Here is a 16,795-nt window from a genome sequence, read left to right as displayed (position 1 = left end):
GGAGTTCCATGGAGACGGTCCGTGCCGCTCGCGGCACCACGCTGACGGCCCGTGGCTGGCAGCAGGAAGCCGCGCTGCGCATGCTGATGAACAACCTCGATCCCGAGGTCGCCGAGCGGCCGCAGGACCTGGTGGTCTACGGCGGCACCGGCAAGGCCGCCCGCGACTGGCCGTCGCTGCGCGCGCTGATGCGCACGCTCACCACGCTCGGCCCCGACGAGACGATGCTGGTGCAGTCCGGCCGCCCGGTCGGCGTGCTGCAGACCCACGAGTGGGCGCCGCGGGTGCTCATCGCCAACTCCAACCTCGTCGGCGACTGGGCGAACTGGCCCGAGTTCCGCCGCCTGGAGGCGCTCGGCCTGACCATGTATGGGCAGATGACCGCCGGCTCGTGGATCTACATCGGCACGCAGGGGATCCTGCAGGGCACCTATGAGACGTTCGCCGCGGTCGCGGCGAAGCGGTTCGGCGGCACCCTCGCCGGCACGCTGACACTCACCGCGGGCTGCGGCGGCATGGGCGGCGCACAGCCGCTCGCCGTCACCATGAACGGCGGGGCCTGCCTGATCATCGACGTCGACCGGGCGAAGCTGGAGCGCCGGGTCGCGAGCCGCTATCTCGACGTCGTGGCCGACTCCCTCGAAGAGGGGGTGCGGCTCGCGGTCGAGGCGCAGATCGCCCGCCGCGCGCTGTCGGTCGGCGTCGTCGGCAACGCCGCGCTGCTGCTGCCCGAGCTGCTGCGCATGGGGGTGCCGGTCGACATCGTCACCGACCAGACCTCGGCGCACGACCCGCTGTCCTACGTGCCGAGCGGGGTCGAGCCCGGCGACGCCGCAGACTACGCCGCGGCGAAGCCCGAGGAGTTCACCGACCGGGCCCGCCACTCGATGGCCCGGCACGTGGAGGCCATGGTCGGGTTCCTCGACCGGGGCGCCGAGGTCTTCGACTACGGCAACTCGATCCGGGGCGAGGCGCAGCTGGGCGGGTATGACCGGGCGTTCGCGTTCCCCGGGTTCGTCCCGGCGTACATCCGGCCGCTGTTCTGCGAGGGCAAGGGCCCGTTCCGGTGGGCCGCGCTGTCGGGCAACCCCGCCGACATCGCCGCCACCGACCGGGCCGTGCTCGACCTGTTCCCCGACAACGACTCGCTGCACCGCTGGATCCGCATGGCCGGTGAGCGGGTCGCGTTCCAGGGGCTGCCGGCCAGAATCTGCTGGCTCGGGCAGGGTGAGCGCGACAAGGCCGGCCTCAGGTTCAACGAGATGGTCGCCGACGGCACCGTCGAGGCGCCGCTGGTGATCGGCCGCGACCACCTCGACACCGGCTCCGTCGCCTCGCCCTACCGGGAGACCGAGGCGATGCGCGACGGGTCCGACGCGATCGCCGACTGGCCGCTGCTCAACGCGCTGGTCAACACCGCCTCCGGCGCGTCGTGGGTGTCGATCCACCACGGCGGCGGGGTCGGGATCGGCCGGTCGATCCACGCCGGTCAGGTCTCCGTCGCCGACGGCACCGAGCTCGCGGCGCAGAAGCTGGCCCGGGTCCTGACCAACGACCCGGCGATGGGCGTGATCCGGCACGTCGACGCCGGCTATGACGAGGCCGCCGAGGTCGCCGAGCGCACCGGGCTGCGCGTGCCCATGCGGGAGGGGTCGTGACGGGCTCCTCGGGCCGGGACGGTCTTGAAGGGCGCGGCCGGTCGGGCCGGCGCCGGAGCACGGGGGAAAGGGTGGCGGCATGACGATGACCGCTGAGCGGTTCGCCGCGTTGTGGGGTTCGCTGAGCCCGATCGGCAGGGCCGGCGGCGACGGGGGCTACGTGCGGCACTCGTGGACCGACGCCGACATGGTCTGCCGGGAGTGGTTCGTCGAGGAGGCCCTCGACCGCGACCTGGAGGTCGAGGTCGACCGCAACGGCAACCTGTGGGCGTGGTGGGGCTCCCCCGACGGCGAGGGGGCGGTCGTCACCGGCAGCCACCTCGACTCGGTGCCGCACGGCGGCGGCTACGACGGGCCGCTGGGCGTCGTGTCGGGGCTGCTCGCCGTCGACCGGCTCCGCGAGCGCGGCGTGCGCCCGTCCCGGCCGGTTGCGGTCGTGGTGTTCACCGAGGAGGAAGGCGCCCGCTTCGGCGTGCCGTGCCTGGGCTCGCGGCTGCTCACCGGCGCGTTCGACCCGGCGAAGGCGCTGCGGCTGCGCGACCGCGACGGGACCTACCTGGCCGAGGCGATGGGCAAGGCCGGTCTCGACGTCGACGCGCTCGGCCCCGACCCGCAGCGGCTGGCCCGCATCGGCGCGTTCGTCGAGCTGCACGTGGAGCAGGGCCGCGCCCTTGATGTGCTCGACGCGCCGGTCGGGGTGGCCAGCGGGATCTGGCCGCACGGGCGCTACCGGCTGGACTTCTCCGGCGAGGGCAACCACGCCGGCACGACGAGGATGCACGACCGGCGCGACCCGATGCTGACCCTCGCGCACACCGTCCTGGCCGCCGACGAGGCCGCGCGGACGCACGGCGCGCACGCGACCGTCGGCCGGGTCGACGTCGCGCCCAACGCCACCAACGCGATCGCCGCCCACGCCTCGGCGTGGCTGGACGCGAGGGCGGCCGACAGCGACACCCTCGACCGGCTCGTCGCCGCGATCCAGCAGCGGGCGGAGGAGCGGGCCCGCCACGACGGCACCCGGGTGACCCTCGAGGCGGAGTCGGTGACGGCGGAGGTCGCGTTCGCCGGCGACGTGAGCCGGCTGGCCGCGCTGGAGCTCGGCGCCCCCGTCCTGCCGACCGGCGCCGGCCACGACGCCGGCGTGCTGTCCAAGCATGTCGACACGGGCATGCTGTTCGTGCGCAACCCGACCGGCATCTCGCACGCGCCGCAGGAGTCGGCCTCCGACGCCGACTGCGCCGTGGGCGTCGAGAAGCTCACCGACCTGCTGGCCCGGCTGTGCCGATGAGCACCGTCCCGGCTTCGGCGGCAGCGCGGTTCCACTGCGAGTGGGCGTGGCTGCCGGGTGGTGTCGCGGCCGACGTGCTGATCGAGGTCGTCAACGGCAGGTTCGCCACGGTCACGCCCGGCGCGCCCGCCGGGCCCGGCGACGTCCGGCTGGCCGGGGTGACGCTGCCGGGGCTGGCCAATGCGCACTCGCACGCGTTCCACCGGGCGTTGCGCGGGCGGACCCAGGGCGGGCGGGGCACGTTCTGGACCTGGCGCGAGCAGATGTACGCGGTGGCCGGCGCCCTCGACCCCGACACCTACCACCGGCTCGCCACGGCCGTGTACGCCGAGATGGCGCTCGCCGGCGTCACCTGCGTCGGCGAGTTCCACTACCTGCACCACGGCCCCGGGGGCACGCCGTACGCGGACCCCAACGCGATGGGCGAGGCCCTGATCGCCGCGGCCGCCGACGCCGGCATCCGTATCACGCTGCTCGACACGCTGTACCTGACGGCGACCGTCGACGGCCGGCCCCTCGACGGCGTCCAGCGCCGCTTCGGCGACGCCGGCGTCGACGGCTGGGCGGACAGGGTGGCCCGGCTCCGCCCCCGCCCGCACGCGAGGATCGGCGCCGCCGCGCACAGCGTCCGGGCGGTCCCGGCCGCCGCGCTCACCGAGTTCGCCGGGCACACCGAGGGCGTGCCGGTCCACGTGCACCTGTCGGAGCAGCGCGCGGAGAACGACGCCTGCCTCGCGGCGCACGGCCGCACCCCGACGCAGCTGCTCGCCGACCGTGGCCTGATCGGCCCGTCGGTGACCGCCGTGCACGCCACCCACCTGACCGACACCGACCGCACCGATCTCGGCGACTCCGGCACCGGCGTCTGCTTCTGCCCCACCACCGAGCGCGACCTCGCCGACGGCATCGGCCACGCGCGCGCCCTGGTCGACGCGGGCAGCCCGCTGTCGCTCGGCAGCGACAGCCACGCCGTGATCGACCTGTTCGAGGAGGCCCGCGGCGTCGAGATGCACGAGCGGCTGCACACCGAGCACCGTGGCCACTTCACCGCCGCCGAGCTGCTCACCGCCGCGACCGCCACCGGGCACGCGTCCCTCGGCTGGGCCGACGCGGGCGGCATCGCCCCCGGCGCCCGCGCCGACCTGGTCACGGTCGCCCTGAGCTCCCCCCGCACCGCCGGCTGTGCTCCCGACGCGGTGCTGTTCGCCGCGACCGCCGCCGACGTCCGCCACGTCGTCGTCGACGGCCGCACCGTCGTCCGCGACGGCGTCCACGGCACGGTGCCCGACACCGGCGCCGCCCTGACGGCCGCGCTGCACGCCCTCGACGTGTCCACGCCACCGGCCGGCGCGCTGACCGGGAGGCCACGATGAGATCGACGCTGATCGGCACCGGCGTGCCCATGCTGACCGGGTGGCCGCGATGAGGTCGATGCTGGTCACCAACATCGGTGAGCTGGTCACCTGCGTGCCGGGGCAGGGCGAGGGGCCGCTGGGCATCCGCCGGCAGGCGGCGCTCGTGGTCGACGAGCGCGAGGTGGTGTGGATCGGCCGGGCCGTGGACGCGCCGCAGGCCGACGTGCGGGTCGACGCCGGTGGCGGCGCGGTCCTGCCCGGGTTCGTCGACAGCCACGCGCACCTGGTGTTCGCCGGCGACCGGGCCGCGGAGTTCGCCGCGCGGATGGCGGGTGAGCCGTACACGGGCGGCGGGATCCGCACGACGGTCGGGGCGACCAGGGCGGCCGGCGACGAGCAGCTGCGCACGAACGTGGCCCGGCTGCGGCAGGAGGCGCTACGGCAGGGCACCACCACCATGGAGATCAAGTCCGGCTACGGGCTGACCGTCGCGGACGAGGCCCGGTCGCTGCGGGTGGCGCGGGAGTTCAGCGCCGAGACGACGTTCCTCGGGGCGCACGTGGTGCCGGCCGAATACGCGGGACGCACCGACGACTACGTCAGCCTCGTCTGCGGTCCGATGCTGACCGCGGCGCAGGCGGCCGGGGCGCGGTGGATCGACGTGTTCTGCGAGCGGGGCGCGTTCGACGCCGACCACTCCCGGGCGATCCTGACCGTCGGCGCGGCCGCGGGGCTGGGCGTCCGGGTGCACGCCAACCAGCTGACCGCCGGGCCGGGGGTGCGGCTCGCGGTCGAGCTCGGGGCGGCCTCCGCGGACCACTGCACGCACCTGGCCCCGGCCGACATCGACGCGCTGGCCGGGTCCTCGACCGTGGCGACGCTGCTGCCGGGCGCCGAGTTCTCGACCCGCTCGCCGTATCCGCCGGCGCGGGCGCTGCTGGACGCCGGGGCGACCGTCGCGCTCGCCACGGACTGCAACCCGGGTTCGTCGTACACGACGTCGATGCCGTTCTGCGTGGCCCTCGCGGTGCGCGAGATGGCGATGACACCGGCCGAGGCCGTGCTCGCGGCCACCGCCGGCGGCGCCGCCGGCCTGCGCCGCGACGACGTCGGCCGGCTGCGGGTCGGGGCACGGGCCGACCTCATGATCCTCGACGCACCGTCGTATCTGCACCTGGCGTACCGGCCGGGTGTACCCCTGATATCCACCGTCATGCTCAATGGGGAGCTGGTTTGATCACCGTCACCGCCTCAGGCATCACCCCCGACGACCTCATCGCGGTCGCGCGGGGCAACGCGCGGGTGACCCTCGCGCAGGACGCGCTCGACGCCATGCGCACCAGCCGGTCGATCGTCGACGCCATCGAGCGCGACGGCCGCCCGGTCTACGGCGTGTCGACCGGCTTCGGCGCGCTGGCCAACACGTTCATCGCCCCGGAGCGGCGCGCCGAGCTGCAGCACGCGCTGATCCGCTCGCACGCGGCCGGGATCGGCGCCCCCATGCCGCGGGAGGTGGTGCGGGCGATGATGCTGCTGCGCGTCAGGTCCCTGGCCATGGGGCGTTCCGGGGTACGCCCGGAGATCGCCACCGGCCTCGTCGACCTGCTCAACGCGGACATCACCCCCTGGGTGCCGGAGCACGGCTCGCTCGGGGCGTCGGGCGACCTCGCGCCGCTCGCGCACTGCGCGCTGGTGCTCACCGGCGAGGGCTGGGTCCTCGCCAAGGACGGCACTCGCATCAGCGCCGCCGACGCCGGGGTCAGCCCCCTGGAGCTGTCGTCGAAGGAGGGGCTCGCGCTGATCAACGGCACCGACGGCATGCTGGGCATGCTGCTGCTGGCGATCGCCGACGCGGCGCACCTGTTCACGATGGCCGACGTGACCGCCGCGCTGTCGATCGAGGCGATGCTCGGCTCGGACCGGCCGTTCATGCCGGAGCTGCACACGATCCGGCCGCACCCCGGCCAGGCCGCCTCGGCCGCCAACCTGCACCGTCTCCTGCAGGGCTCCCCGATCATGGACTCGCACCGCGACGACCTCGAGCACGCGGTGCAGGACGCGTACTCGATGCGCTGCGCCCCGCAGGTCGCCGGCGCCGCCCGGGACACGCTGGAGTTCGCGACCACCGTCGCCGCCCGGGAGCTGCTGTCGATCGTCGACAACCCGGTCGTGCTCCCCGACGGCAGGGTCGAGTCGACCGGCAACTTCCACGGCGCGCCGCTCGGCTTCGCCGCCGACTACCTCGCGATCGCGGCGGCGGAGGTGGGCGCGATCGCCGAGCGCCGCGTCGACCGCATGCTCGACGTGTGCCGGTCGCGGGACCTGCCACCGTTCCTGACGCCCGACGCCGGGGTCAACTCGGGTCTGATGATCGCGCAGTACACGGCCGCGGGCATCGTCGCGGAGAACCGGCGCCTCGCCTCCCCCGCCAGCGTCGACTCCCTGCCGACGTCGGGCATGCAGGAGGACCACGTCTCGATGGGCTGGGCCGCGACCCGCAAGCTGCGCACCGTCCTGGACAACCTGTGCAGCATCCTCGCCGTCGAGCTGCTGTCCGCGGTCCGCGGCATCCAGCTCCGCGCCCCGCTCACCCCTTCGGTCGCCGGGCGGATCGCGACGGCGGCCGTCGAGGAGTACGCAGGCCGGCCGGGTCCGGACGTGTTCCTCGCCCCGGTCCTGGAGACCGCCCGCGCCACCGTCTCGGGCCGCGAGCTGCGCACCGCCATCGAACGGGAGATCGGCCCCCTGGCGTGACGGACCGAGGCCATGGAAGGAACGGGGTGACCGAGGGCTGACCAGGATGAGCACGGCGGGCCGAGCACCGGCCGGCGTGAGCGTGGCGGGCGGATGACCGGCCGGCGTCCCAGGACCGGCCGGCACGAGCCTGGCGGGCCGACGACCGGCCGGTATGAGCGGGCAGCGTCCCAGGACCGGCCGGCGTGAGCGTGGTCGGCTGGGCACCGGCTGGCGTGAGCGCGGACGTGACCGGCCGAGGCCTCCTGCCGCGCCGCGGGTAGGTGCCGCATGTCCAGCATGTCCAGGTCGGCCGGGAGGCCGATGCCGGCGGTGACAACCGTGGCGACGGCGCTCAGGGACTTCACATGAGTGCTGCGACCACTGACGTTCGCCGGGTTGGTGGTGTAGTGGTTCCTCGCCGTACGGGTGCGGCTGTGCTGGTGGGGTCGGCCTCAGCCAGGGGTTCCCGCCTCGAAGCCCTTCATGCTCGTTGCCGCCGGCCCTGCCTGGGCCGCGCGGCGGCCTCACGCGCGTGCGTGCGGCATCCCGGTGGTCGCCGTCCCGCCGGCCGGACCACCGCGGTGATCCAAGTCGCGCCCTGGCCATCTGGACGACCACGACGCGACTTCGATCAACCAGGCAAGATCACCAGTGAGCCGGTCGCGACCGGCCCGCCGCTTGCCGGCGGGATCGGCCACGTGCGCGACCCGTGGTGCGCCACCCCGACGCGCTCATCGAGGGCCCACCCCGACCGAAGCGCACTTCGGGCCCTCGCGCAGGTGCACCGCTACCGCCGCCAACCACGCCAACCACCCGCCTCGACCACAGCGATCCACGCCGATGTGAACAGCGGCCTGACCGACACCGTGAACGTCCGTGATCAGAGCACGAAAACCGGCTCCGAGCGCCGCCAGCCGAGGACAGGCGGTCGGTCAGCGGGTGGCGGTGGTGGGTCAGAGAGTGGCGGCCAGGGCGCGGAACGCCTTGCCGCGGTGGCTGATCGCGTCCTTGTCCGCCGGTGGCAGCTCGGCCGTCGTCAGCTCGTAGCCGTCGGCGACGAAGATCGGGTCGTAGCCGAACCCGCCGTCGCCGCGGGGGGTGCGGATGAGGCGGCCGCGCATCTCGCCGCGGTGGACGGCCTCGCGGCCGTCGGGCCAGACGAGGGCGGCGGCGCAGACGAAGGCGGCGCCGAGGTGCTCGTCGGGGACGTCGCCGATCTGGGCGAGGACCAGTCGGAGGTTGGCGCCGTCGCGGTCTGGGGTGCCGCTGGGCAGGCCGGACCAGCGGGCGCTGAAGACGCCGGGCATGCCGTTGAGGGCGTCGACGGCCAGGCCGGAATCGTCCCCGACGCTGGGCAGGCCGGTGATGGAGGCCGCCTCGCGGGCCTTGAGCAGCGCGTTCTCCTCGAAGGTGAGGCCCGTCTCGGGGGCCTCGGGGTACATGGGCACGTCGTCGAGGCCGAGCAGCTCGACGTGCGGGGCCGACTCGGCCAGGACCCGGCGCAGCTCGACGAGCTTCTTCGTGTTGCGGGTGGCGAGCAGCAGTTTCATCCGGCGAGCGCCTTCTGCTGGAGGGCCGTGAGCTCGGCGCAGCCGAGGGCGCCCAGGTCGACGAGGAGGTCGAGCTCGGCGCGGGTGAAGACGGCCTGCTCGCCGGTGCCCTGGACCTCGACGAAGTCGCCGGTGCCGGTGCAGACGACGTTCATGTCGACGTCGGCGACGACGTCCTCCTCGTAGCACAGGTCGAGGCGCGGCTCGCCGGCGATGATGCCGACGCTGACCGCGGCGACCGAGCGGTGCAGGACCTGCGCAGGCTTGCCGGCGAGCTTCTTGTTGGCGGCCAGGTAGGCGACGGCATCGGCGAGGGCCACGTACGCGCCGGTGATGGCGGCGGTGCGGGTGCCGCCGTCGGCCTGCAGGACGTCGCAGTCCAGGACGATCGAGTTCTCGCCGAGGGCCTTCAGGTCGATGCAGGCGCGGAGGCTGCGGCCGATGAGGCGGGAGATCTCGTGGGTACGGCCACCGATCTTGCCCTTGACGCTCTCCCGGTCATTGCGGGTGGTCGTGGCGCGGGGCAGCATCGCGTACTCGGCGGTGAGCCAGCCCAGGCCGGAGCCCTTGCGCCAGCGCGGCACCCCTTCGGTGACGCTGGCCGTGCACAGCACCCGGGTGTTGCCGAACTCGATGAGCACGGACCCCTCCGGGTGCATGCTCCACTGGCGGTTGATCGATACGGGTCGAAGTTGATCTGCTGCGCGAGCATCCGGTCGAGCCATACGGTCCAGCCTAGTCAAGCGACGTGGTCCGGCACCGGCAGGCCCGGGGCGAGGTCGGAAGGGCGGTGCAGCTCGGCGTACGCGAGGGCGAGCAGGCCCGGCAGCAGGTCGGTGGAGCGGCGGATCATCCAGCGGGTGCCCTGGGTCGCCATCCACCACGTCTGCGCGGCCCGGGTCGGGGGCGGGCTGCTGGGCGTGGGGTCGGGCCGGGTGCCGACGCCGGGGCCGAGCCGGGCGGCGAGCAGGTCGTAGAACGCGCAGGCCAGGAAGCGGTGCCCGCGCTCGCTCGGGTGCAGCCGGTCGACGCTCCACATGCGGCGGTCGTACGACCAGGGGTGGCCGGCCGCGTCGAAATGCACGGTGCGGTGCCGGGCGGCGACGCGGTCGGCGGCGGCGTTGAGGTCGCGCATCCGGCGGGCCAGGGGGCGCGCGAGGGGCCCGGGCAGCCCGAACATGCGGCCGGGGTCGGGCAGCCGGATGGTGAGGACCTCGGCCCCGCCGGCGCGCAGCGCGGCCACGGTGCGCTCCAGGTTGGCCGCGACCCGGGCCGGGTCGAACGGGCTGCGCAGGGTGTCGTTGGTGCCGGCGATGACGGCGGCGACGTCGGGGCGCAGGTCGAGGGCGCGGGGCAGCTGGTCGCTGACGACGTCGGCGGTCTGCGCGCCGCTGCCGGCGAGGTTGTGCAGGCGGGCGCCGAGCGCCGCGGCGAGGATCGGCGCCCAGCCGCGCCAGGAGCCGTCGGGCATCCGGTCGCCGTACCCGGCGGTGGTGGAGTCGCCGAGCGCGACGAAGACGGTCACAGCACACCCGCCGAAACGAGCGGCACATCCGCCGAAACGAGCGCACCGAACGCGACGATGAGGGTCACGACACACCCGCCGCGACCAGGACACCGAACGCGCAGAAGACGGTCACGGCACACCCGCCGGGACGGGGGCGCCGTGCACGGCCAGGAACCCGGCGACCGCCGCCGGCCACGAGTACCGCTCGGCGCGGTCCCGGGCGGCCCGCCGCCGCTCGTCGACGGGTCGGGCGAGCACTTGCCGTACACCTGCCGCGAAATCGGACTCGACGGCCGTCCCGGCGCCGCCGACCACCTCCGGCAGCGCCGATGCCGAGGACACCACGACGGGCGTCCCGCAGGCGAGGGCCTCAAGGGCGGCCAGGCCGAACGTCTCGATCGGCCCCGGGGCGACGACGACGTCGGCGGTGGCGAGGAGCTCGGCGACGGCGGTGCGGTCGGCGACGAACTCGGTGAAGTGCACCGCGTGCCCGCGCGCCTGCTCCTGCAGCCGGGGCCGCAGCGGGCCGTCGCCGGCGACGACGAGGACCGCGTCGACGCCCTGGGCGCGCAGGGCGATCAGCGTCTCGACGGACCGTGCGGGCTGTTTCTCGGCCGAGAGCCGCCCGCAGTGCACCAGCAGCACCTGGCCGGGGACGGCGTAGCGCGCCCGCAGCGCCGCCGACGCCCGCGAGGGGTGGAACAGGTCGAGGTCGACGCCGAGGGGTACGCGCACCAGGTTGCCCGCGCCGATCCGGTCGAACTCGGCGGCGGCCCAGGCGGTGGTGCACAGGACCCGGTCGTAGGCGCGGTGGCTGCGGGCGTTGAGCAGGTCGGCGCAGGCGGCGCCGGCCGGACCGGCGAAGCCCAGCAGCCCGGCGAGGCTCTCGTGGGACACCATGACGGACGGGATGCCCCGGTCGCGGGCCCACCGGCCGGTCCAGCGCAGCGTGAACCGGTCGGAGACCTCGAGCCGGTCGGGCTGCAGCCGGTCGAGGAGTCGGGCGAGCCGGCGCCGGTGGACGAGGACCCGGTAGCCCCCGGTGCCGGGCACGACCGGGCCGGGCAGCGTGATCACCCGGCCCTGCGCGTCGGTCACGTCGGCGTGCTCCTCACCGGGGACAATGAGGATCGGCTCGTGGCCGGCGGCGGCGTAGCCCTCGCCGAGGGCGCGCAGGGCGGTGCGCAGGCCGCCGGAGCGGGGCATGACGAAGTTCGCCAGGCGCACGATCCTCACGCGGACACCGCCGGCACGGCCATGGGCAGCACGTCGCGGTAGTGCCCGATCAGCTCGTCGCCGACCGCCGACCAGGAGCGCGACCCGACGGCGACCCGGGCGGCGACGCCCATCGCGTGGCGGCGCTCGGTGTCGGCCGCCAGCTCGGCGACCGCGTCGCGCAGCGCCAGCGCGTCGCACGGCGGCACGAGCAGCCCGGTGCGCCCGTCGTCGACGAGGTCGAGCGGGCCACCCTGGGCGGGCGCGACCACCGGTACCCCGGACGCGAGGGCCTCCTGGACGGTCTGCCCGAACGTCTCGAACGGCCCGGTGTGGGCGAACACGTCGAGGCTGGCGAACACGCGGGCGAGCTGGTCGCCGCGGCGCTCGCCCAGGAAGGCGGCGCCGGGCATGGCGCGCTCCAGGGCGGGGCGGGCCGGGCCGTCACCGACGATCACGACCCGGACGCCGGGGATGCGGCTCACCGGGGCGAGCAGGTCGACGCGCTTCTCGACGGCGAGGCGGCCGACATAGCCGATGAGCACGGACCGGTCGGTGCCGAGCAGGGCCCGGCGCAGGGCGGCGCTGCGGCGGCCGGGGTCGAAGCGGGCCGCGTCGACGCCGCGGCGCCACAGCCAGACGCGCTCGATGCCGTGGCCGTGCAGGGCGGTCGCGGCGGCCGTCGACGGCGCGAGGGTCCGGTCGGCGGCGTTGTGGATGCGCCGCAGCCAGCGCCAGGCGGCCTGCTCGCCGATTCCGGAGTGGTAGTACAGGCGGGCGTAGGCGGGCACGTCCGTCTGGTACACCGCGACGGTCGGCAGCCCGAGCGACGCGGCGACCGTCATGCCGCGCGCGCCGAGCACGAACGGGCTGGCCAGGTGCACCAGGTCGGTGCGGTGGGCGCGCAGCGCCGCGATGAGGCGGCGGCTGGGCAGCCCGAGCCGGAAGGTCCCGTAGCCGGGGGTGGCGACCGAGGGGACCCGGATGATCTCGTACGGGAAGGCGCCGGTGACCGCCCGTGCCCCGGAGGAAGGCTGCGGGGCGATCACGAGCGGCTCGTGGCCGCGCGCGACGAGATGTTCGGCGACCCGGACGACGGAGTGGGCGACGCCGTTCACATCGGGCGGGAACGACTCGGTGACGATCGCGATCCGCATGCCGTCACCATGGGGGCGGCGTCCATGCGGGTGGCCACCATCGACTGACGAATCGGCGAACCCTGCCTAAATAGACGGGCTAGATGTCGTACCTCGCGCCGGGCCGCACGATGTCGATCGGGCCCTCGAACGCGGCCTTCGCGGCCTCGAGGGTGAGCGCCTCGCTGCCCCACGCGGGCACCAGGTGGGTCAGCAGCAGCCGCCCGACCTCGGCCTTGGTGGCGTGCTCCGCCGCCTCGCGCCCGGTGAGGTGCAGGTCGGGCGGGTTGTCGGCGCCGTCGAGGTAGCTGGCCTCGCACAGGAACAGGTCGGCGCCCTGGGCGAGGCGGATCAGCTGGTCGCAGGGGGCGGTGTCGGCGGAGTACGTGATGACCCGTCCCCCGTGCTCGATGCGCACCCCGTAGGTCTCGATCGGGTGGTTGACCCGGTCGACCGTGACGTGGAACGGCCCGATCGGGAAGCTGCCCGGCTGCAGCGAGTAGAATGTGTACACGTCGCTGATCGCCATCGGCTCGTTCTCCCCGCCGTACGCGGCGGAGATGCGGTCGGGCGCGGCGACCGGCGCGTAGACCGGCAGCGGCGGCAGCGGGCCGGACGGCGCGTAGCGCCGGGCCACGATGTAGGAGCACGCGTCGAGCATGTGATCGCAGTGCAGGTGCGTCAGCAGGATGGCGTCGACGTTGTACAGGCCTGAGAACCGCTGCAGCGTCGACATCGAGCCGGGACCGAAGTCCACGAGCAGCCGGAACCCGTCGGCCTCGATGAGATACGCCGAGCAGGGCGCCTCGGGGCCCGGGAAGCTGCCGGCGCAGCCGAGAACGGTGAGCCTCATGCTTCCCCTAACAACAACGCCAAGACGCCGTCTCCCATCGCTCTGGTCACGCCTGGGCGCCAAGTGTGGATCACGCCGGTCAGGTGAGGATAGTTCGTGCGCCCGGGATGCCGGATGACGGCACCGGTACCGCTACCGGGCGCTGACGGACGGCACCGGCTGGGGTTGCCCGGCCGGTTGCTGCCGATGGGCACGTCCGTCACGTGGCGCAGCCTACGCCGGACTGGCAGGCAAGGCTGAACGATCGGACGGCAGATGTCGCCAACGTGACAGGGTCGCGTGACCCGGCGCACCCGGCCTCGTTGAGATTCGTAAGCCACCGAACGACCCCCCGGCACCAGGAGCGGACGTGACCGTCGACGTGTCCATGACCAAACGCCTGCGCCAGCAGCTTCCCGCCGCCTTCCGGCTGCCCACCGACCGGGACCCGGCGCCTGAGCAGCGGCACCTGGCCGCCGTGTGCGGCTGGGCGGCGGCGCTCGGCCTCGGGGGCATGGCGGTGGCGCTGCGGGCGTTCGTGGGGCTGATCGGCGCCTACCGCGGCTGGTACGCGCCGACGGTCATCGTCATCGGCCTGATCGGGCTGACGTGCACGATCGCCGCGTTCGCCAGCGTGCACCGGCGCCGGCTGCCGTTCGCGCTGCTGGGGGCGGCGACGGTGAGCCTGGTGCTCGGCTGGATCGTGACCGGCCTCTGACCATCGGCCGCACGGGGCGGCCTCTGACCGCTGGCCGCACCGGGGCGGCCTCTGACCGCCTGCGGCCGCACAGGTGCGGCCTCAGGCGTGCGTGCGGGGTTCTACGCCCAGAGCTGGCCGTCGAGGGCGGACTCGGCGTCGGCGAGGGTGCCGCCGTAGGCGCCGGTCGACAGGTACTTCCAGCCGCCGTCGGCGACCAGGAACACCACGTCGGCCCGCTTGCCGGCCTTGAGCGCCTGGTGCGCGACGGCGAGCGCCGCGTGCAGCACCGCGCCGGCGGAGAAGCCCACGAACATGCCCTCGACCTCGACCAGCTGCCGGGTGCGCAGCACCGAGTCGCGGGTGCCGACGGAGAACCGCCGGGTGAGGACCTTCGCGTCGTAGAGCTCCGGGACGTAGCCCTCGTCCAGGTTGCGCAGGCCGTAGACCAGCTCGCCGTACCGCGGCTCGGCGGCGATGATCTCGATGTCCTCGACCTTCTCGCGCAGGTAGCGCCCGATGCCCATGAGCGTGCCCGTGGTGCCCAGACCGGCCACGAAGTGCGTGATGGTCGGCATGTCCCGCAGGATCTCCGGGCCGGTCGACTCGTAGTGCGCCCTGGCGTTGGCCTCGTTGCCGTACTGGTACAGCATCACCCAGTCCGGGTGCTCCGCGGCGATCTCCTTCGCCACGGCGACGGCCCGGTTGGACCCGCCGGCCGCCTCCGAGAAGATGATCTCGGCGCCATACATGCGCAGCAGCGCGGTGCGCTCCGAGGACACGTTCTCGGGCATGACGCAGACCAGCCGGTAACCGCGCAGCTTGGCCACCATCGCCAGGGCGATGCCGGTGTTGCCGCTGGTCGGCTCGATGATCGTGTCACCGGGGCGGAGGCGGCCCGCTTCCTCGGCCGCCTTCACCATCCACAGCGCCACCCGGTCCTTCACACTGCCCGTCGGGTTGCGGTCCTCGAGCTTGGCCCACAGGCGGACCTCGGGACTCGGCGACAGCCGGGGCAACCCGACGAGCGGCGTGTTTCCGCACGCATCGAGCACGGACTCGTAGCGCGCCACGAAGATCAGCCCCGCAGTGCGTGGGCGGCCGCGAACGCGAACGCGCCACCCGCGACGGCGGGCAGGATCGTCACCGAGTCGCCGTCGCTGAGCTTCGCGTCGAGCGCGCCCAGGAACCGGACGTCCTCGTCGTTGACGTAGACATTGACGAAGCGGTGCAGGCCGCCCTCGGGGGTCAGCAGGCGGGCCTTGATGCCCGAGTGCCGGCTGTCCAGGTCGGTGAGCAGGTCGGCGATGGTGTCGCCGGAGCCCTCGACGGTCTTGGCACCGCCGGTGTAGCTGCGCAGGATGGTCGGGATGCGAACCTCGATAGCCATGATCATTTCCTCTTCTTGTACGAGCGGAGCACGGGACGACTGGACACGGTGCGACGGCGAGCGGCTGTCAGCTGCTCGCGCGACACTCGTAGTCGACGGTCGTCGGGCTCTGCCCGAAGAGATATGACTGGACGGCGTGTGAGTCCACGACTGCATTAACTACCTGAACCGGTTCTTCGGTGACGGCTCCGTCCACGATGCGGAACGACCTGATCTCGGTCTGCTCCGGGTCGCGGGTCGAAACCAGCAGATAGTGCGCATTCGGCTCACCGGCGAAGGACACGTCGGTCCGCGACGGATACGCCTCGGTGGCGGTGTGCGAGTGGTAGACGACCACCGGCTCCTCGTCCGCGTCGTCCATCTCCCGCCACAGCCGCAGCTGCTCCACCGAGTCGAACTCGTAGAACGTCATCGAGCGAGCCGCATTCGCCATCGGCACGTGCCGGGCGGGGGTGTCCGAACCGGCCGGTCCCGCCACGATCCCGCACGCCTCGTCGGGGTGGTCCCGGCGCGCGTGCGCAACGATCGCGTCGAGGATCGCAGCGTCAATGGTCAGCACGACTGACAGCTTACCGAAACCCGAAGGCAACTCGCTCGTGACCGACCTCACGGTCACTGCGTGCGCTCAGTAGCCCATCAGGGCGCCGACCAGGCTCTCCTGCAGGTAGGTCAGGTACTGGTACACCGACAGCTGCCCCACCCGGGCAGACGTCGGGTCCTTGAGGATCGCCTCGTCGAGCTCCGCCTCGATGTCGACGTCGTCGTCGTCGATGCCGAGCCGCATCCCGAGCGTGAGCCGCACGTCGGTGAGCGCCCGCAGCCACGCCTCGGCCTGCTCCTCGTCGAGGGCCACCTCGCCACCCTCCACGGGCAGCACGTCCAGCAGCAGCGCGGCCTGCTCCAGCTTCGCCGAGCGGAGGTCGTCCTCCATGTACCGGCGCAGCTCCGCCGAGGCGCCGGCGTCGTCGCGGTACACGTCGGGGAACAGCCGCTCGATCACCGGGTCACTGCGGTCGAAGCCGTCCGACAGCAGCGTGATGACCTCGAGCATGACCTCGTTGAGCACGGCCGCCTCGGCGGGACCGAACCGCGCGATACAGACTGTGCCATTCCGGATAAACATTGTCACGATTTATCCACCGTCGCCCAGAGGCCGTAGGCCTGCAGCCGGGAGGCGTCATATTCCATCTTCTCCCGGGGACCGCTGGAGACGATCGCCTTGCCCTTGTGATGCACGTCGAGCATGAGGCGTTCGGCCTTCTCCTTGCTGAATCCGAACAGTTTCTGCAGGACCCACGTCACGTAGCTCATGAGGTTGACCGGATCGTTCCAGACCACGGTCACCCACGGACGGTCGGTCTCGGGCACCTCATCAGCCTCGAGACGGGTCTCTTCGATCGGTACGACCTGCGGCGCCGCCATACCAAC

At 73.6% G+C, this 16,795-nt stretch carries 17 protein-coding genes; 6 read left to right on the top strand and 11 right to left on the bottom strand.

The window, feature by feature from the left end; all coding sequences use genetic code 11:
* Positions 1-8: 8 nt before the first annotated feature.
* The 5 genes from hutU (at position 9) to hutH (ending at position 7,058) form a co-directional block, all read left to right on the top strand.
* Positions 9-1,658 (top strand): urocanate hydratase, encoded by a 1,650-nt coding sequence (gene hutU / locus AB0H83_RS34655; RefSeq protein WP_360102515.1) that lies wholly within the window; start codon positions 9-11, stop codon positions 1,656-1,658.
* Positions 1,659-1,743: 85 nt separating this feature from the next.
* The gene (locus AB0H83_RS34650) at positions 1,744-2,949 is read left to right on the top strand and encodes an allantoate amidohydrolase (RefSeq protein ID WP_360102610.1); all 1,206 of its coding nucleotides are present in this window, start codon (positions 1,744-1,746) and stop codon (positions 2,947-2,949) included.
* On the top strand, positions 2,946-4,322 hold the full coding sequence (locus AB0H83_RS34645; RefSeq protein WP_360102513.1) for a formimidoylglutamate deiminase: 1,377 nt from the start codon (positions 2,946-2,948) through the stop codon (positions 4,320-4,322). Before AB0H83_RS34650 ends, AB0H83_RS34645 begins: the two co-directional genes overlap by 4 nt.
* Positions 4,323-4,371: 49 nt before the next feature.
* Complete coding sequence (gene hutI, locus AB0H83_RS34640; protein WP_360102608.1) at positions 4,372-5,541, top strand: imidazolonepropionase; 1,170 nt, start codon at positions 4,372-4,374, stop codon at positions 5,539-5,541.
* Positions 5,538-7,058, top strand: a complete 1,521-nt coding sequence (hutH, locus tag AB0H83_RS34635) for a histidine ammonia-lyase (protein WP_360102511.1) — start codon at positions 5,538-5,540, stop codon at positions 7,056-7,058. The genes hutI and hutH overlap by 4 nt, the downstream gene beginning before the upstream one ends.
* A 935-nt stretch (positions 7,059-7,993) precedes the next feature.
* Here hutH and rdgB read toward each other — a convergent pair.
* The 6 genes from rdgB to AB0H83_RS34605 form a co-directional block, all read right to left on the bottom strand.
* A complete protein-coding gene (gene rdgB / locus AB0H83_RS34630; RefSeq protein ID WP_360102509.1) occupies positions 7,994-8,590 on the bottom strand; it encodes an RdgB/HAM1 family non-canonical purine NTP pyrophosphatase in 597 nt (198 codons plus the stop codon).
* Entirely contained in the window at positions 8,587-9,315 is a 729-nt protein-coding gene (gene rph / locus AB0H83_RS34625; protein ID WP_360102507.1) for a ribonuclease PH, read from the bottom strand. The genes rdgB and rph overlap by 4 nt, the downstream gene beginning before the upstream one ends.
* Before the next feature lie 14 nt (positions 9,316-9,329).
* Positions 9,330-10,115 carry an SGNH/GDSL hydrolase family protein gene (locus AB0H83_RS34620; RefSeq protein ID WP_360102505.1) on the bottom strand — a complete coding sequence of 262 codons (786 nt, stop codon included), beginning with the start codon at positions 10,113-10,115 and terminating at the stop codon, positions 9,330-9,332.
* Between the two features lie 111 nt (positions 10,116-10,226).
* Positions 10,227-11,333: a glycosyltransferase gene (locus tag AB0H83_RS34615; protein WP_360102503.1), complete on the bottom strand. Its 1,107-nt coding sequence runs from the start codon at positions 11,331-11,333 to the stop codon at positions 10,227-10,229.
* Positions 11,330-12,469, bottom strand: a complete 1,140-nt coding sequence (locus AB0H83_RS34610) for a glycosyltransferase family 1 protein (protein ID WP_360102501.1) — start codon at positions 12,467-12,469, stop codon at positions 11,330-11,332. The genes AB0H83_RS34615 and AB0H83_RS34610 overlap by 4 nt, the downstream gene beginning before the upstream one ends.
* Before the next feature lie 79 nt (positions 12,470-12,548).
* Positions 12,549-13,301, bottom strand: a complete 753-nt coding sequence (locus AB0H83_RS34605; RefSeq protein ID WP_360102499.1) for an MBL fold metallo-hydrolase — start codon at positions 13,299-13,301, stop codon at positions 12,549-12,551.
* Between the two features lie 349 nt (positions 13,302-13,650).
* Here AB0H83_RS34605 and AB0H83_RS34600 point away from each other — a divergent pair, with 349 nt between their 5' ends.
* A complete protein-coding gene (locus AB0H83_RS34600) occupies positions 13,651-13,998 on the top strand; it encodes a hypothetical protein (RefSeq protein ID WP_360102497.1) in 348 nt (115 codons plus the stop codon).
* A 101-nt stretch (positions 13,999-14,099) separates the two neighbouring features.
* Here the strand turns inward: AB0H83_RS34600 and AB0H83_RS34595 are convergent, their stop codons facing one another.
* The 5 genes from AB0H83_RS34595 to clpS form a co-directional block, all read right to left on the bottom strand.
* Complete coding sequence (locus AB0H83_RS34595; protein WP_360102495.1) at positions 14,100-15,050, bottom strand: cysteine synthase; 951 nt, start codon at positions 15,048-15,050, stop codon at positions 14,100-14,102.
* A gap of 5 nt (positions 15,051-15,055) precedes the next feature.
* The gene (locus tag AB0H83_RS34590; RefSeq protein ID WP_033366108.1) at positions 15,056-15,367 is read right to left on the bottom strand and encodes a MoaD family protein; all 312 of its coding nucleotides are present in this window, start codon (positions 15,365-15,367) and stop codon (positions 15,056-15,058) included.
* Between the two features lie 67 nt (positions 15,368-15,434).
* Entirely contained in the window at positions 15,435-15,926 is a 492-nt protein-coding gene (locus tag AB0H83_RS34585) for a M67 family metallopeptidase (RefSeq protein ID WP_360102493.1), read from the bottom strand.
* Positions 15,927-15,992: 66 nt separating this feature from the next.
* Positions 15,993-16,433, bottom strand: coding sequence for a DUF2017 domain-containing protein (locus AB0H83_RS34580; protein ID WP_360102491.1), 441 nt, complete (start codon positions 16,431-16,433; stop codon positions 15,993-15,995).
* 59 nt (positions 16,434-16,492) lie between these two features.
* Positions 16,493-16,789 (bottom strand): ATP-dependent Clp protease adapter ClpS, encoded by a 297-nt coding sequence (gene clpS / locus AB0H83_RS34575; protein WP_033366007.1) that lies wholly within the window; start codon positions 16,787-16,789, stop codon positions 16,493-16,495.
* Between the last annotated feature and the right edge of the window lie 6 nt (positions 16,790-16,795).

This window comes from Dactylosporangium sp. NPDC050688 (assembly GCF_040654515.1).
GTDB lineage: Bacteria > Actinomycetota > Actinomycetes > Mycobacteriales > Micromonosporaceae > Dactylosporangium.
Note: the sequence above shows the minus strand (reverse complement) of the source record. Positions and strands in the feature narration are given on the sequence as shown.

Bases quoted from the DNA above. Each gene is read 5' to 3' on its own strand.
- hutU (WP_360102515.1), top strand. From the start codon at position 9: ATGGAGACGGTCCGTGCCGCTCGCGGCACCACGCTGACGGCCCGTGGC.
- AB0H83_RS34650 (WP_360102610.1), top strand. From the start codon at position 1,744: ATGACCGCTGAGCGGTTCGCCGCGTTGTGGGGTTCGCTGAGCCCGATC.
- AB0H83_RS34645 (WP_360102513.1), top strand. From the start codon at position 2,946: ATGAGCACCGTCCCGGCTTCGGCGGCAGCGCGGTTCCACTGCGAGTGG.
- hutI (WP_360102608.1), top strand. From the start codon at position 4,372: ATGAGGTCGATGCTGGTCACCAACATCGGTGAGCTGGTCACCTGCGTG.
- rdgB (WP_360102509.1), bottom strand. From the start codon at position 8,590: ATGAAACTGCTGCTCGCCACCCGCAACACGAAGAAGCTCGTCGAGCTG.
- rph (WP_360102507.1), bottom strand. From the start codon at position 9,315: ATGGCTCGACCGGATGCTCGCGCAGCAGATCAACTTCGACCCGTATCG.
- AB0H83_RS34610 (WP_360102501.1), bottom strand. From the start codon at position 12,469: ATGCGGATCGCGATCGTCACCGAGTCGTTCCCGCCCGATGTGAACGGC.
- AB0H83_RS34605 (WP_360102499.1), bottom strand. From the start codon at position 13,301: ATGAGGCTCACCGTTCTCGGCTGCGCCGGCAGCTTCCCGGGCCCCGAG.
- AB0H83_RS34590 (WP_033366108.1), bottom strand. From the start codon at position 15,367: ATGGCTATCGAGGTTCGCATCCCGACCATCCTGCGCAGCTACACCGGC.
- clpS (WP_033366007.1), bottom strand. From the start codon at position 16,789: ATGGCGGCGCCGCAGGTCGTACCGATCGAAGAGACCCGTCTCGAGGCT.